The sequence below is a fragment of the Streptomyces sp. NPDC104096 genome (assembly GCF_055584385.1).
On sequence record NZ_JBVJMD010000005.1, the window covers coordinates 172,382 to 188,345 of the forward strand.

At 73.5% G+C, this 15,964-nt stretch carries 9 protein-coding genes and 1 pseudogene; 3 read left to right on the forward strand and 7 right to left on the reverse strand.

Translation table 11 applies throughout. The annotated features are described in order from the left end of the window. Nucleotides 1-49: 49 nt before the first annotated feature. The 7 genes and pseudogenes from ACZ60B_RS08365 to ACZ60B_RS08395 form a co-directional block, all read right to left on the reverse strand. A complete protein-coding gene (locus ACZ60B_RS08365) occupies nt 50-880 on the reverse strand; it encodes an HpcH/HpaI aldolase/citrate lyase family protein (RefSeq protein ID WP_469385233.1) in 831 nt (276 codons plus the stop codon). Next, nucleotides 877-2,202 (reverse strand): CaiB/BaiF CoA transferase family protein, encoded by a 1,326-nt coding sequence (locus tag ACZ60B_RS08370; RefSeq protein ID WP_469385234.1) that lies wholly within the window; start codon nt 2,200-2,202, stop codon nt 877-879. Before ACZ60B_RS08370 ends, ACZ60B_RS08365 begins: the two co-directional genes overlap by 4 nt. Beyond that, on the reverse strand, nt 2,199-3,092 hold the full coding sequence (gene rbsK, locus ACZ60B_RS08375) for a ribokinase (protein ID WP_469385235.1): 894 nt from the start codon (nt 3,090-3,092) through the stop codon (nt 2,199-2,201). Before rbsK ends, ACZ60B_RS08370 begins: the two co-directional genes overlap by 4 nt. Next, a complete protein-coding gene (locus tag ACZ60B_RS08380; protein ID WP_469385236.1) occupies nt 3,089-4,486 on the reverse strand; it encodes an ADP-ribosylglycohydrolase family protein in 1,398 nt (465 codons plus the stop codon). Before ACZ60B_RS08380 ends, rbsK begins: the two co-directional genes overlap by 4 nt. Further along, a complete protein-coding gene (locus ACZ60B_RS08385) occupies nt 4,474-5,649 on the reverse strand; it encodes an ADP-ribosylglycohydrolase family protein (protein WP_469385237.1) in 1,176 nt (391 codons plus the stop codon). The genes ACZ60B_RS08380 and ACZ60B_RS08385 overlap by 13 nt, the downstream gene beginning before the upstream one ends. 8 nt (nt 5,650-5,657) lie before the next feature. After that, a complete protein-coding gene (locus tag ACZ60B_RS08390) occupies nt 5,658-6,890 on the reverse strand; it encodes an ADP-ribosylglycohydrolase family protein (protein ID WP_469385238.1) in 1,233 nt (410 codons plus the stop codon). Nucleotides 6,891-7,429: 539 nt separating this feature from the next. Then, nucleotides 7,430-8,437 (reverse strand): annotated as a pseudogene (locus tag ACZ60B_RS08395) (ADP-ribosylglycohydrolase family protein); the annotation flags it as partial. 271 nt (nt 8,438-8,708) lie between these two features. On the opposite strand from ACZ60B_RS08395, the gene ACZ60B_RS08400 reads away from it, so the two are divergent. The 3 genes from ACZ60B_RS08400 (at nt 8,709) to ACZ60B_RS08410 (ending at nt 15,866) form a co-directional block, all read left to right on the forward strand. Next, nucleotides 8,709-9,440 carry a VIT1/CCC1 transporter family protein gene (locus tag ACZ60B_RS08400; RefSeq protein ID WP_469385239.1) on the forward strand — a complete coding sequence of 244 codons (732 nt, stop codon included), beginning with the start codon at nt 8,709-8,711 and terminating at the stop codon, nt 9,438-9,440. A gap of 374 nt (nt 9,441-9,814) precedes the next feature. Then, the gene (gltB, locus tag ACZ60B_RS08405) at nt 9,815-14,410 is read left to right on the forward strand and encodes a glutamate synthase large subunit (RefSeq protein ID WP_469385240.1); all 4,596 of its coding nucleotides are present in this window, start codon (nt 9,815-9,817) and stop codon (nt 14,408-14,410) included. After that, complete coding sequence (locus ACZ60B_RS08410) at nt 14,403-15,866, forward strand: glutamate synthase subunit beta (RefSeq protein WP_469385241.1); 1,464 nt, start codon at nt 14,403-14,405, stop codon at nt 15,864-15,866. The genes gltB and ACZ60B_RS08410 overlap by 8 nt, the downstream gene beginning before the upstream one ends. Nucleotides 15,867-15,964 lie beyond the last annotated feature (98 nt).

The window sequence follows — 15,964 nt, forward strand, 5'->3', positions numbered from 1 at the left end:
GCACGGCCCGGGGCGCCCTGTCGTGTTCCGGCCCTTCCCGCGGCGGGGCTCAGCGGCGCAGGGCCAGTGACAGCGTCCGCTGGGCCGTCGCCACCACCGCCGTGTCGACGAACGTCCCGTCCGGCAGCGCCTGGGCGCCCTGCTCCCGGGCCGCCGCCTTCACCACCGCCTCCGCCTGCTCGATCTCCTCGGCGGTGGGCAGGTAGGCGCGTTCGATGACCGGGAGCTGGCGGGGGTGGACGGCCGCGCGCCCCAGGAAGCCGAGCGCCCGGCCGTGGGCGCAGGTCGCGGCCAGGCCGTGCAGGTCCCGGATGTCCGGGTACACCGACTGGGCCGGGGGCGGCAGGCCCGCCGCCCGCGCGGCGACGACCACCCGGCAGCGGGACCAGTCGAGGCCGGTGTCACCGGGCACGCCCAGATCGGCCCGTAGATCCGACTCGCCCAGGGAGATGCCCCGCAGCGCCGGGTGGGCGCGGGCGATGGCGTGGGCGTGCTCGATGCCCAGGGCCGTCTCCAGGAGGGCGTGCAGGGGCGGGGTGCCGGTGCCCGCGCCGGCCGTGCGGCCGGCGATGCCGGTGATCTGCTCCGGCGAGGTCACCTTCGGCAGGCGCAGCCCGGACACCCCCGGCAGGGCGGCCACGGCGTGCAGGTCGGCCGCGACCAGCGGCCCGTCCAGGGCGTTGACCCGGACGTGGACGGGAACCGGCTGGGGCTGCGAGAGCAGGTCGGCGGTGGCCGCGCGCGCGTACTCCTTGCGGTCCGGGGCGACCGCGTCCTCCAGGTCGACCACGACGACGTCGGCGCCGCAGACGAGTGCCTTGGCGACCACCGCGGGGCGGTCACCGGGGACGTACAGCCAGGTCAGCGGGGTCTCTGTCATACGGCGCCCTCCGCCCGCAGATCGGCCAGCCGGGCCGGGGACAGACCCAGCTCGGTCAGTACCGCGTCGGTGTCCGCGCCGTGCGGCCGGCCCGCCCAGCGGATCGCGCCGGGGGTGGCGGAGAGCCGGAAGAGGACGTTCTGCATGCGCAGCGGGCCCAGTTCGGGGTCGTCGACGGTGGTGATGGTGTCGAGGGCCGCGTACTGGGGGTCGGTCATCACCTCGCGCACGTCCTGGACGGGGGCGACCGCCGCCTCCGCCTTGTCGAAGGCCAGCAGCACCTCGTCCCGGGAACGCTCGGCGATCCAGGAGCCGACCGCCGCGTCGAGGACGTCGGTGTGCCGGGCCCGGTCGGCGCCGGTGGCGAACCACGGTTCGTCGATCAGCTCGGGACGGCCGACCAGGTGCATCAGCCGTTCCGCCACCGACTGGGCGGAGGTGGAGACGGCGACCCAGCCGCCGTCGGCCGTGCGGTAGGTGCCGCGCGGGGCGTTGTTCTGGGAGCGGTTGCCGGTGCGCGGCTGGACGTGACCGAGCTGGTCGTACCAGAGGGGCTGCGGGCCGAGGACGGTCAGGATCGGCTCGATGATCGCCATGTCGACGACCTGCCCCCGGCCCGTACGGTCCCGGGCGGCCAGCGCCGTCATCACGGCGTACGCGGTGGCCAGACCGGCGATGGAGTCGGCCAGGCCGAACGGGGGCAGGGTCGGGGGCGCGTCCGGTTCGCCGGTGATCGCGGCGAAGCCGCTCATCGCCTCGGCGAGGGTGCCGAAGCCGGGCCGGTGCGCGTACGGGCCGAACTGGCCGAAGGCGGTGACCCGGGTGAGGACCAGACGGGGGTTGGCCGCGGACAGCTCCTCCCAGCCCAGGTCCCACTTCTCCAGGGTTCCGGGGCGGAAGTTCTCGATGATCACGTCGGCCGTGGCGGCGAGCCGGAGCAGGGTGGCGCGGCCGCCGGGCTTCGACAGGTCGAGGGTGATCGTGCGCTTGTTGCGGGCGAGCAGCTTCCACCACAGCCCCACGCCGTCCTTCGACGGGCCGTGCCCCCGGGACGGGTCGGGTCTGGTCGGGTGCTCGACCTTGACGACCTCGGCGCCGAAGTCGCCGAGCATGGTGGCGGCCAGCGGACCGGCGAAGAGGGTCGCGAGGTCGAGGACGCGCAGACCGGCCAGCGGGGGGTCGGTGCGCGGCACGTCCGGACGCGGGGTGCCGGTGGGCGGGGCGTCGTCGCGTGCGGTGCCGGGGGAGGGGGGGTCCGTACGCGGGGTACCGGGGCCCGGGGTGTCGGTCTGCGGGCTGTCGGGGGTCGGGGCGTCGGTCATGCGGCGTACCGTGCCTCGATCTCGGAGCGGTACGGCATCGACGCCGACGCCCCTTCCCGCTGCACGGACAGCGCGGCCGCCGCGGCGGCCCAGGCCAGGGCCGCCCGCACGGGCCGGCCCTCGCCGAGGGCCACCGCCAGCGCCCCGACGAAGGTGTCGCCCGCGCCGGTGGAGTCCACGGCACTGACCCGGGGCGCCGGGACGGTGAGCGGTTCGGCGCCCCGGGCCGCGTACAGACTGCCCGCCGCGCCGAGGGTGACGACCACCTCCGGCACCTGGTCGAGCAGGGCGAGCGCCGCTTCGCGCGGGTCGGTGCGGCCGGTGAGGGCGGCGGCCTCGTGCTCGTTGGGGACCAGCAGGTCGACGGCGGTGAGCAGGTCGGGCGGGAGCGGCTGGGCGGGGGCGGGCGTGAGGATCGTACGGACGCCGTGGGCGCGGGCGGCGCGTGCTCCGGCGACGACGGCCCGCAGCGGGATCTCCAGCTGGAGCAGCAGGGCGTGGGCGGAGGCGACGAGGCCGTCGTCGGCCGGGGTGAGGTGGTCCACGGTGCCGTTCGCGCCGGGCACCACGACGATCGCGTTGCCGCCCTCGTCGTCCACGACGATGTGCGCGGTGCCGGAGGGGCCCTCGGCGGTGCGCAGCAGGCCGGTGTCGACGCCGGAGTCCTCCAGGGTGGCGCGCAGCCGGGTGCCGAAGGAGTCGTTGCCGACCGCGCCGATCATCGCCACCTCGGCGCCGGCGCGGGCGGCGGCGATCGCCTGGTTGGCGCCCTTGCCGCCGGGGATCGTACGGAACTCCCGTCCCGTCACGGTCTCCCCGCGCTGCGGGGCCTTCTCGACATAGGCGACGAGGTCCATGTTCGTGCTGCCGAGCACGACGATTCGGGTCATGGGCGAGATGCCTCCACGAGGGTGAGGTGGGCCAGGGTGTCGAAGCCGGTGCCGTCGAAGTCGCCGACGGAGGTGGAGAGGCGGTTCTTCAGGGGGGTGGTCCAGCGGTCGGGGAGCGCGGCGGGCGTGCCGGCGAGGAGACCGGCGATGCTGCCGACGGTCGCCCCGTTGGAGTCGGTGTCCCAACCGCCCGAGACCGCACGGCAGATGGAGCCGGCGAAGTCGCCGTCCGCGTGGGTGAGGGCGGCGGCGACGAGCGCGGTGTTGGGGATCGCGTGGACCCAGTGGTGGGTGGCCGAGTAACGGGCGTGGAGTTCGTCGACGACCGTGTCGAAGTCCGGCTGTTCCCGGGCCAGTTCGATGGCGTGGGTGACGGCGCGGGCCAGCCGGGAGCGAGGCGGGACGACCGCCAGCCCCTTGCGCAGGCAGGCGTGGACGTCACCCCTGCTCGTACCGCCACCCACGCAGGCGTCGCCGAACGCGGCCGCGATGACGGCCGCCGTGAACATCGCCGCGTAGACGCCGTTGGCGGTGTGGGTGAGGGTGGCGTCGCGGTGGGCCTGTTCGGCGGCCGCCCCGGGGTCGCCGGGGTTGGTCCAGCCGTGGACGTCCGCGCGGATCAGGGCGCCGATCCATTCGCGGAAGGGATTGCGGTGCCGGGCGGTGTGCGGCGGGACGAGACCGGCCAGGAGGTTGCGGTAGGCCAGCCGCTCGGCCGTGAAGGTGCGGCCCGCGGGGAGCTCGTCCAGCCAGACGGTGGCGACGTCGACGGTGGTGAAGGACCTGCCGTGGCGTTGCAGCAGCAGGAGGTTGAGCAACGGGTAGTTGAGGTCGTCGTCCTCGGGCATGCCGTCGATGTTCTCGGCGAGCGAGGTGGGGGCCGAGCGGCGGTTCCAGGGATGGGCGCGCAGCAGTTCACCGGGGACGCCCTTGGCCGTGAACCAGCTGTCGAGCGGCCAGTTGCCGGCGGACCTGGCGAGGGCGCGGATGGCGGCCAGGGGGAGTTTCTCGACGGGCTTGCCCAGCAGACAGCCGGCCGCCCGGCCCAGCCAGGCGGCCTCCAGCGGGAGCGGGCCGTCCGGGGCCGGGCGGCGGCCGCGCGGGGGCGGCGCGGGCCAGTCGGGGCAGCTCGCCCTGATCCCGGCCAGGTCCGTCGGCTCCTCGTCGGTCAACCTGCCGGGCAGGTCGGCGAGTTCGTCCAGCAGGTCCTCCGCGAGCTGGCGCAGCCAGCGCGAGGCGGGATCCGCCGACGCCCCCGCCCGCAGCGGCGCGGGGTGGCCGCCCGCCGCCCGCCAGCGGGCCGCGATCGCCGACGCCTCCCGTCCGTCCTGGGCCGCCTGCCGGAGTTCGTGCCCCACCAGGTCCTCCGGCTGGACCCAGGTCAGCCGGAGCACCTCGGGCCCCCGATCTCGCAGAAGGCGGCCTCGTGGGCGCGGCGCCGGCGGACGTCCCGCTCGAAGATCTCCCGGGTCACCCCGGTGAGGGTACGGCCGGGTTCCCACAGGTCCAGCCGGCTGGCCTCCGCGACCGTCTTCGCCCAGTCCTCCGGCACCGGTGAGCCCAGCGCGCCCGCCAGCGCGCCCGCCATCGTCGCGATCGAGTCGCAGTCGCGTCCGTAGTTCACCGAACCGAGCACCGCCGTCCGGTAGTCGCCGGCCGACAGCACCACCATGCCCAGGGCGACGGGGAGTTCCTCGATCGCGTGCAGCCGGGACGGGCGGCGGGCGGCCAGCGAGGGGGCGCGGTAGTCGGGGCCCACGGTGTCGAACGGGGCCACCGCCTCGCGCAGCGGGCCGAGCGCCGACTCGAACTCCGTGTACCGGGCGGCCGTTTCGCAGACCGCCTCGATCGCCGCGCGCGTGCCGTCCTTCGCCAGGGACAGACAGGCGGCCACGACCGAGTCGGGTGTCGCGCCGGGCGCGGCCGCCGCGGCGACGGCGGCCGCGAAGACACCCGCCGCCTCGCGGCCGTACGACGACTGGTGCGCGCCGGCGATGTCCAGTGCCTCCTGGTACGCGGCCGCCGGGTTGGCCGCGTTGACCAGGCCGGCGGGGGCCATGTACATCGCGGCACCGCAGTTGACGATGTTGCCGACACCCGCCTCGCGCGGGTCGACATGGCCGTAGTGGAGGCGGGCCACCAGCCACTTCTCCGCCAGGAACACCCGTTGCAGGGGGAGGGCCTCCGCCTCCAGCTCCGGGATCCACCGGGGCTGTGTCATCAGGTCCGGCACCAGCCGGTCCGTGATCGCGTACGCGTCCAGGTGGTCGCGGACCGAGGCGTAGACCCGGACCAGCGCATGGGTCATCAGGGTGTCGTCGGTGACGTGCCCGTCGCCCTTGTGGTACGGGGCGATGGGGCGGGCGGTGCGCCAGGCGTCGCCGTTCCAGGGGCCGACGATGCCGTGCACGCGGCCGCCGTGGCGTTCGAGGATCTGGTCGGGGGAGTAGCCCTCGACGGGGCCGCCGAGGGCGTCGCCGACGGCCGCCCCGACGAGGGCTCCGGTGATCCGCTCGTCGAGGGGCGCCGCGTGACTTTCTTCTCCTTTGGGCGTCATGCCCCGAATCATCCTCCTGGTGGGGCCGGTTGCGTGGCTTCCAGGAGTTCGGCGAGTTCCACCAGGTCCGTGTCGGTGAGCCGGGGCAGCGCGCAGCCGGAGAGGGTGCGGCAGGTGGCGCGCCAGGACGCGGGGATCGCGGCGCCGCCGCTCAGGGCCCCGGTCAGGGCGCCGGCCAGGGCCGGGGCCGAGTCCGCGACCCGGGACAGACAGGCCGCGGCGGGGACGGCCTCCGCGATCCGGCCGTGCGCCGCGACGGCCAGGGCCAGGGCGACCGGGACGGTCTCCGCGGCGGCGATGCCGTAGCTGTACACGTGATCGACGATCTGGTGTTCCAGCAGGGGGACCGCGGCGAAGGCGCTGTCGGCGTCGCGTGCGAGCCGGAGCGCGTGCCGGGCGTTGCGGCCGATCTCCGTCTCCTCGGGCAGTTCGGCCAGCGCCGCGGCCACGCACGTCTCCACCCCCGCGCCGGCGAGGGCCAGGGAGAGGGCCGCCGCCATCGCGCGGGCGCCGCGCACGCCGTCGCCGTCCTGGGTGTAGCGGGCGTCGAACTCGGCCAGTTCGGCGGCGAGCCGGGCATCGCCGGGATGGGCCACGGCGAGCACGCAGGCCCGTACGCAGGCCGCGTCGTCGAAGTAGTGCGGGTTGTCGTGGCCGGTGGCGGGCGGGCGCAGCCCGGCGGCGAGGTTGCCGAGTCCGGCCCGTACGGAGATACGGGCGCGCAGCGGGAGGACCGCCGACTCGATCTCCGGGGCCCGGTCGGCCGCCGCCGCGACCTCGCTGGCCACGGCGTTCCAGGTCAGGTCGATGGCGGCCCGGGTACGGCGCTCCCGGCTGAGGTCGCCGAGGACGCTGTCGTCGCCGGCCCGCAGGAGGGCCTCGGCCGCGAACGCCGCCCACTCGGCGTCGTCGGAGGGGCCGAGGCGCAGCGGTTCGGGGGGCTGGTTGAGGGCGATGGGGACGGGGAGCGTGGTCGTCGCGTTCTGCTCCGCGAAGGTGTCCAGCTCGCGGGTGAGCCGACGGGTCCACTCCGGCATCCGGGCCGCGCGGTGCCGGGCGGCGGGCCAGCCGGCCGCGTCCCCGGCGGCGAGACCGAGCAGCAGGCCCTCGACGCGGCGGGGGCGGGGGTCGGGAAGGGGTGCGCAGGCGGGGGCCGGGGCGGGGGCGAGGCCCACGCCGGCGGTGTGCGCGGCGGCGGCCCCCGCGTCGGCGCCGTCGTCCCAGGGTCCCGGCGGTGTCATGAGCGCACCTGCGGGGTGTCGGCGCCCGGCGCGGGGGTGCGGGTACCGGACACCACGGGGGCGCCCGGCGCGGGGGTGCGGGTGCCGGACGCCGTGGGGGCGCCCGGCGCGGGGGTGCGGGTGCCGGACGCCGTGGGGGCGCCCGGCGCGCCGGCGGGCAGCCGCCGCCCCGCCTCCGCCGCCCGCCGCAGCCGCGGCCGCACCCGCTCCGGCCGCCGCACGGGGTCGGGCGTCCGCGCGAGGTCGGACGTCCGTACGGGTTCCGACGTCCGACCGAGGTCCGGTTTCCACCCGGGTCCGGGCTGCCGCCCGGGCTCCGGCTGCCCGGCGGGGCCTGCCTGTCGCGCGGGCTCGGGTCCGCGTACGGGATCCGGCCGCCGTGCGGGTTCCGTCCGGTCCGCGAGGTCCGGTCCGTGGGCGGGCACGCTCTGTCGTACCGCGTCCGCCCCGGGACCCGTGCCGGGCTCCCGCCGTCCCGCGGGTTCCGTCGCGCGGGCGGGGCGGACGGCGTGGTGTGCGGGGACCGGGCCGGTCGGGGCCCATTTGCCGCCCTCGCCCGGGGTCAGCAGTTCCGCCACGTCGAGGACGTGGTGGCCGGCCATGGACGGCAGGCAGCTTCCGCGGGCCGGGCCGATCGCGGCCGCCCACTCCGCCGGGACGGCGCGCTCCCCCTGGGTCGCGCCCGCCAGCGCGCCCGCGACCGCGGCCGTGGTGTCGGCGTCGCGCCCCATGTTGACCGCGGTCAGCACCGCGTCCCGGAAGTCGCCGTCGGCCGCCGCGTACGCGCCGAAGGCGAGGGCGACCGCCTCGGGTGCCAGGTCGGTCCAGGGGTAGCCGCCGATGACGACGGCGGAGCGGACCGCGCGTTCGCCGCGGTGGGCCACGGTCATGGCGCGGCGCAGGGAGCGGGCCGTCCAGGAGTCGTCGGGGACGACCGCGAGGGCGGCGGCGACCACCGCGATCGTCGGGGCGCCCGCCATGGCGGCAGCGACCCCGGCGGCCACCGCCTGGCCGCCGTAGATGCCCTCGCCCTCGTGGCTGACGGAGCCGTCGATCGCCACCAGCCGGGCCGCCTCGGCGGGGCGGCCCGCGGCGAACACCCCGAAGGGGGCCGCGCGCATGGCGAGGCCGTCGCTCCAGGCGTGGCGGTGCTGGGCGGAGATGGGGGCGGCGAGGCCGCGGCGCAGGTTCTCCAGCGTGCCGCGCTCGCTGAACCCGGCGCCCCGGAAGGGGCCCTCCGCCCGGTCCGCGATCCACTCGTGCCAGGCCGCCTCCACATGGGCCGGGGTGAGCGCGCAGCCGTGCCGGGCCAGCAGCAGTCCGGAGAAGATCGCGTACTCGGTGTCGTCGGTACCGGCCGGTCTCTCGGCGACGTAACCCGTGATGCGTCCCCAGCGGGCGCGGATCTCGGACGGTTTCATGTTCTCGGCCGGTGCGCCGAGCGCGTCGCCGACGGCCAGGCCCAGCAGTGCGCCACGGGCCCGGTCGCGGAGTCCGGGGGCGTCGCCGGGCGCCGGGACCGGGGGAATGCAGGCGGTGGATGGCATGCGCGGCCTCTCCTCCGGGGGCTCCGACCAGGGCGCGGAACCCTTTGCGGATGTGTCCCACCGCAGGGGCCCGGCAGAGCCTCGGTGAACCCAGCATCACCCGGTCGACATCTGTGCAGAGGTCAACACGGATGAGCGTACGACGGTAAAACCGCAGGTTAGCCCAGCCTTCCCTTGCTGGTGGCGGGGAATTTCACGGCGTAGTGTCGGTGTTGTCGAAAAGTAGATTCAATCTAAAGTTAGCTTTGCCTAAGCTTCCTGGGGGACCTTCATGGCGATCATCGACACCGAGGCGACGCTGCACGAGGCGCACCGCGACAACCACACGCACCGCGATGTGAACGGCGGCTGGCTGCGCCCCGCCGTGTTCGGCGCGATGGACGGCCTGGTCTCGAACCTGGCGCTGATGACCGGTGTCGCGGGCGGGGCCGTCGGCCAGGACACCATCGTGCTGACCGGGCTCGCGGGGCTCGCCGCCGGTGCCTTCTCCATGGCGGCGGGGGAATACACCTCCGTCGCCTCGCAGCGTGAACTCGTCGAGGCCGAACTGGACGTGGAGCGGCGGGAGTTGAAAAAGCACCCGCAGGACGAGGAGGCCGAGCTCGCGGCGCTCTACGAGGCGCGGGGCGTCGAGCCCGGACTGGCCCGGGAGGTGGCACGGCAGCTCTCGCGCGACCCCGAGCAGGCGCTGGAGATACACGCCCGCGAGGAGCTGGGCGTCGACCCGGGCGATCTGCCCTCGCCGCTGGTCGCCGCGGTGTCGAGCTTCGGCTCCTTCGCGCTGGGCGCCCTGCTGCCGCTCCTGCCGTACCTGCTCGGCGCCACCGTGCTCTGGCCGGCGGTGCTGCTCGCCCTGCTCGGGCTCTTCGGCTGCGGCGCCGTGGTGGCCAGGGTGACGGCGCGGTCCTGGTGGTACAGCGGTCTGCGGCAGCTCGCGCTGGGCGGCGCGGCGGCCGGTGTGACGTACGCCCTCGGCAGTCTGTTCGGAACGGCCGTAGGATAGTCAGGATGGAACTTATGCGGTGGGACGCATAAGTAACCGTTACTCGCTGGTTTCGAATGCTTAACCACTGGGCATGAGCCGTAAGCGCTCGAGCAACGAGGCTCGCGGCGTGCAGGTGGAGTGGGCGAAGACGTTCCCTCCACCCCCTTTTGGGCCGACGGACATCGAAGTGTTCCGCTCGGTCACCACATACTTCTCGCCACCGTGCGCGTACCCCGCCGCGACACCGTGGCGTCCGCATGTTGGAACGGAGTATCCGGTTCCCGGGAATCGCTCCATCATGTAACCTGCACGAAATTTCGCACACACTCAGCAGAGGGCCAACGTCGTCCCTCGGCACCCTCACATGCCACTTGACGACGACGGGAGAGCCGATGCGTACGCCGCGCCAGCCGTCCCAGCATTCCACGAATGGCCAGAACTGGTCTTTCATGGATGCTCGCCCTGCTGCGCAGGGTATGTACGACCCCCGCAACGAAAAGGACGCCTGTGGCGTCGGTTTCGTGGCCACCCTCACCGGCGAGGCGAGCCATGCGCTGGTCGAGCAGGCCCTCACGGTGCTGCGCAACCTCGAACACCGAGGCGCCACCGGCTCCGAGCCCGACTCCGGCGACGGCGCGGGCATCCTCTCGCAGGTCCCGGACGCCTTCTTCCGCGAGGTGGCCGGCTTCGAGCTCCCCGAGGCCGGCGGATACGCCGTCGGCATCGCCTTCCTCCCCGAGGACGGCACCGACGACGTCGTCGCGCAGATCGAGACGATCGCCGCCGAGGAGGGCCTCACGGTCCTCGGCTGGCGCGAGGTCCCCGTCGCCCCCGCGCTGCTGGGCGCCACCGCCCGCTCGACGATGCCCGCCTTCCGGCAGATCTTCGTCTCCGGCGGGGACGACCGGAAGGGCATCGAGCTCGACCGCACGGCCTTCGTGCTGCGCAAGCGCGCCGAGCGCGAGGCCGGGGTCTACTTCCCCTCCCTCTCCGCCCGCACGATCGTCTACAAGGGCATGCTGACCACCGGTCAGCTGGAGCCCTTCTTCCCGGACCTGTCCGACCGCCGCTTCGCCTCCGCGATCGCGCTCGTCCACTCGCGCTTCTCCACGAACACCTTCCCCTCGTGGCCGCTGGCGCACCCGTACCGCTTCGTCGCGCACAACGGTGAGATCAACACCGTCAAGGGCAACCGCAACTGGATGCAGGCCCGCGAGTCGCAGCTCGTCTCCGACCTGTTCGGCGACCGCGAGCTCGACCGGATCTTCCCGGTGTGCACCCCGGACGCCTCCGACTCCGCGTCCTTCGACGAGGTCCTCGAACTGCTGCACCTCGGCGGCCGTTCGCTGCCGCACTCCGTGCTGATGATGATCCCGGAGGCGTGGGAGAACCACGACTCCATGGACCCGGCCCGGCGTGCCTTCTACCAGTTCCACTCCACGATGATGGAGCCCTGGGACGGCCCGGCCTGCGTCACCTTCACCGACGGCACCCAGGTCGGCGCCGTGCTCGACCGCAACGGTCTGCGCCCCGGCCGCTACTGGGTCACCGACGACGGCCTCGTCGTCCTCGGCTCCGAGGTCGGCGTCCTCGACATCGACCCCGCGAAGGTCGTCCGCAAGGGCCGCCTCCAGCCCGGCAAGATGTTCCTCGTCGACACCGTCGAGCACCGCATCATCGAGGACGACGAGATCAAGGCCGCCCTCGCCGCCGAGCAGCCGTACGCCGAGTGGCTGGAGGCCGGTGAGATCGAGCTGGGCGACCTGCCCGAGCGCGAGCACATCGTCCACACCCACGCCTCGGTCACCCGCCGCCAGCAGACCTTCGGCTACACCGAGGAAGAGCTGCGCGTCATCCTCGCGCCCATGGCCAAGGCCGGCGCCGAGCCGATCGGCTCGATGGGCACCGACTCGCCGATCGCCGCGCTGAGCGAGCGCCCGCGCCTGCTCTTCGACTACTTCACCCAGCTGTTCGCGCAGGTCACCAACCCGCCGCTGGACGCCATCCGCGAGGAGCTCGTCACCTCGCTGCGCTCCTCCCTCGGCCCCTCCGGCAACCTGCTCGACCCGGTCGCCGCGTCCTGCCGCAGCGTCCTGCTGCCCTTCCCGGTCATCGACAACGACGAGCTGGCCAAGCTCATCCACATCAACGCCGACGGCGACCTGCCCGGCTTCAAGGCCGCGACGCTGTCCGGCCTGTACCGGGTCTCCGGCGGCGGCGACGCCCTCGCCGCGCGCATCGACGAGATCTGCGCCGAGACCGACGCCGCCATCGAGAACGGCGCCGGCCTGATCGTCCTGTCCGACCGGCACTCCGACGCCGAGCACGCGCCGATCCCGTCGCTGCTGCTCACCGCGGCCGTCCACCACCACCTCATCCGCACCAAGCAGCGCACCCGCGTGGGCCTGCTGGTCGAGGCCGGCGACGTCCGCGAGGTCCACCACGTCGCCCTGCTCATCGGCTTCGGCGCCGCCGCGGTCAACCCCTACCTGGCGATGGAGTCCGTCGAGGACCTCGTCCGCGCGGGCACCTTCCTGTCGGACATCGAGCCCGAGCAGGCCATCCGCAACCTGATCTACGCGCTCGGCAAGGGCGTCCTGAAGGTCATGTCCAAGATGGGCATCTCCACCGTCGCCTCCTACCGCGGCGCCCAGGTCTTCGAGGCCGTCGGTCTCGACAGCGCCTTCGTGGAGAAGTACTTCAACGGCACCGCCACCAAGATCGGCGGCGTCGGCATCGACGTCGTCGCCAAGGAGGTCGCCGCCCGCCACGCCAAGGCCTACCCGGCCAGCGGCATCGCGCCCGCCCACCGCGCCCTGGAGATCGGCGGCGAGTACCAGTGGCGGCGCGAGGGCGAACCGCACCTGTTCGACCCGGAGACGGTCTTCCGCCTCCAGCACTCCACGCGCACCGCGCGCTACGACATCTTCAAGAAGTACACGGACCGCGTGAACGAGCAGTCCGAGCGGCTGATGACGCTGCGCGGCCTGTTCGGCTTCACCTCGGACCGCCCGTCGATCCCCGTCGACGAGGTCGAGCCGGTCTCCGAGATCGTCAAGCGCTTCTCCACCGGCGCCATGTCGTACGGCTCCATCTCCAAGGAGGCGCACGAGACCCTCGCCATCGCCATGAACCAGCTGGGCGGCAAGTCCAACACCGGTGAGGGCGGCGAGGACCCGGACCGCCTGTACGACCCGGCGCGCCGCTCGTCGATCAAGCAGGTCGCCTCCGGCCGCTTCGGCGTCACCTCCGAGTACCTGGTCAACGCCGACGACATCCAGATCAAGATGGCCCAGGGCGCCAAGCCCGGCGAGGGCGGCCAGCTGCCCGGCCACAAGGTCTACCCGTGGGTGGCCAAGACCCGGCACAGCACCCCCGGTGTCGGCCTGATCTCCCCGCCGCCGCACCACGACATCTACTCCATCGAGGACCTGGCGCAGCTCATCCACGACCTGAAGAACGCGAATCCGCAGGCGCGGATCCACGTGAAGCTGGTCTCGGAGGTCGGCGTCGGCACGGTCGCCGCGGGTGTCTCCAAGGCACACGCGGACGTCGTCCTCATCTCCGGCCACGACGGCGGCACCGGCGCCTCCCCGCTGACCTCGCTCAAGCACGCGGGCGGCCCCTGGGAGCTCGGCCTCGCCGAGACCCAGCAGACCCTGCTGCTCAACGGCCTGCGCGACCGGATCGTCGTGCAGACCGACGGCCAGCTCAAGACCGGCCGCGACGTCGTCATCGCCGCGCTGCTGGGCGCCGAGGAGTTCGGTTTCGCGACCGCGCCGCTCGTCGTCTCCGGCTGCGTCATGATGCGCGTCTGCCACCTGGACACCTGCCCGGTCGGCATCGCCACCCAGAACCCGGTGCTGCGCGACCGGTTCGCCGGCAAGGCCGAGTACATCGTGAACTTCTTCAAGTTCATCGCCGAAGAGGTCCGCGAGATCCTCGCCGAGCTGGGCTTCCGCTCCATCCAGGAGGCCGTCGGCCACGCCGAGACGCTCGACGTCACCCGTGCCGTCGACCACTGGAAGGCCCAGGGCCTGGACCTGGCCCCGCTCTTCCACGTGCCCGAGCTGCCCGAGGGCGCGGTGCGCCACCAGGTCGTCGAGCAGGACCACGGCCTGGCGAAGGCGCTCGACAACGAGCTGGTCAAGCTGGCCGCCGACGCGCTGGCCGCGAACTCCGCGACCGACGCCCAGCCGGTCCGCGCCCAGGTCGCGATCCGCAACATCAACCGCACGGTCGGCACCATGCTCGGCCACGAGGTGACGAAGAAGTTCGGTGGCGCGGGTCTGCCCGACGACACCATCGACATCACCTTCACCGGCTCGGCGGGTCAGTCCTTCGGCGCCTTCCTGCCGCGCGGCGTCACGCTGCGCCTGGAGGGCGACGCCAACGACTACGTCGGCAAGGGCCTGTCCGGCGGCCGTGTGATCGTCCGCCCGGACCGGGGCGCCGACCACCTCGCCGAGTACTCGACGATCGCGGGCAACACCATCGCCTACGGTGCCACCGGCGGCGAACTGTTCCTGCGCGGTCGCACCGGCGAGCGGTTCTGCGTCCGCAACTCCGGCGCGCTGGTGGTCTCCGAGGGCGTGGGCGACCACGGCTGCGAGTACATGACCGGCGGTCACGCGGTGGTCCTCGGCGAGACGGGCCGCAACTTCGCGGCCGGCATGTCCGGCGGCATCGCCTACGTGATCGACCTCGACCGCGACAACGTCAACGTCGCCAGCGCGAGCGCCGTCGAGGCGCTCGACGACACCGACCGCCAGTGGCTGCACGACGTCGTGCGCCGCCACCAGGAGGAGACCGGCTCCACGGTCGCCGAGAAGCTGCTCGCCGAGTGGGACACCGCGGTGAACCGCTTCAGCAAGATCATCCCCAGCACCTACAAGGCAGTGCTCGCCGCCAAGGACGCCGCCGAGCGAGACGGTCTGTCCGAGACCGAGATCACCGAGAAGATGATGGAGGCGGCGATCAATGGCTGATCCGAAGGGCTTTCTCAACCACGGCCGCGAGGTCGCCGAGTCCCGTCCCGTCGAGGTGCGCCTGAAGGACTGGAACGAGGTCTACGTCCCCGGCTCCCTGCTGCCGATCATCAGCAAGCAGGCCGGCCGCTGCATGGACTGCGGCATCCCGTTCTGTCACAACGGCTGTCCGCTGGGGAACCTGATCCCCGAGTGGAACGACTACGCCTACCGCGAGGACTGGGCCGCGGCCTCCGAGCGCCTGCACGCCACCAACAACTTCCCGGAGTTCACGGGCCGCCTGTGCCCCGCTCCGTGCGAGTCGGCGTGTGTGCTCGGCATCAACCAGCCGGCCGTCACCATCAAGAACGTCGAGGTCTCGATCATCGACAAGGCGTGGGAGACCGGTGACGTCGCCGCGCGGGCCCCTGAGCGCCTGTCCGGCAAGACCGTCGCGGTCATCGGCTCGGGCCCGGCGGGCCTGGCCGCCGCCCAGCAGCTCACCCGGGCCGGCCACACCGTCGCCGTGTACGAGCGCGCCGACCGCGTCGGCGGCCTGCTGCGCTACGGCATCCCCGAGTTCAAGATGGAGAAGCGGCACATCAACCGCCGTATCGAGCAGATGCGCGCGGAGGGCACCCGCTTCCGTACCGGTGTCGAGATCGGCGTCGACCTCAAGGCGACCGACCTGAAGAAGCGGTACGACGCGGTCGTCATCGCCGCCGGCGCCACCACCGCCCGCGACCTGCCGGTCCCGGGCCGTGACCTCAAGGGCGTGCACCAGGCGATGGAGTACCTGCCCCTGGCCAACAAGGTCCAGGAGGGCGACTTCGTGGCGCCGCCGATCTCCGCCGAGGGCAAGCACGTCGTGGTCATCGGCGGTGGCGACACCGGCGCCGACTGCGTGGGCACCGCCCACCGCCAGGGCGCGGCCTCCGTCACCCAGCTGGAGATCATGCCCCGCCCGAACGACGAGCGGCACCCGCTGGCCCAGCCCTGGCCGACCTTCCCCATGCTGTACAAGGTCACCTCCGCGCACGAGGAGGGCGGCGAGCGCGTCTACTCCGTCTCGACCACCCACTTCGAGGGCGACGAGGACGGCAACGTCCAGTGGCTGCACCTGACCGAGGTGGAGTTCGTCGACGGCAAGCTGACCTCCAAGCCGGGCACGGAGCGCAAGATCCCCGCCCAGCTGGTGACGCTGGCGATGGGCTTCACCGGCACCGACCGGGAGAACGGCCTGGTGGAGCAGTTCGGCCTGGAGCTCGACGAGCGCGGCAACGTCGCCCGCGACGCCGACTTCCAGACCAACGTGCCGGGAGTGTTCGTCGCCGGTGACGCCGGCCGCGGCCAGTCCCTCATCGTGTGGGCGATCGCCGAGGGCCGTTCGGCGGCCAGGGGCGTCGACCGCTTCCTGACGGGCGCCAGCGACCTGCCGGCCCCGATCCGTCCGACGGACCGCTCGCTCATGGTCTGACGGATCCGACGGATCCCGTAAAAGACGTCCCGTACAAAGGCGTACGGAACACAGACGGCGCCTGCCCGCCTCCCCGACCGGAACTGGGCAGGCGCCGT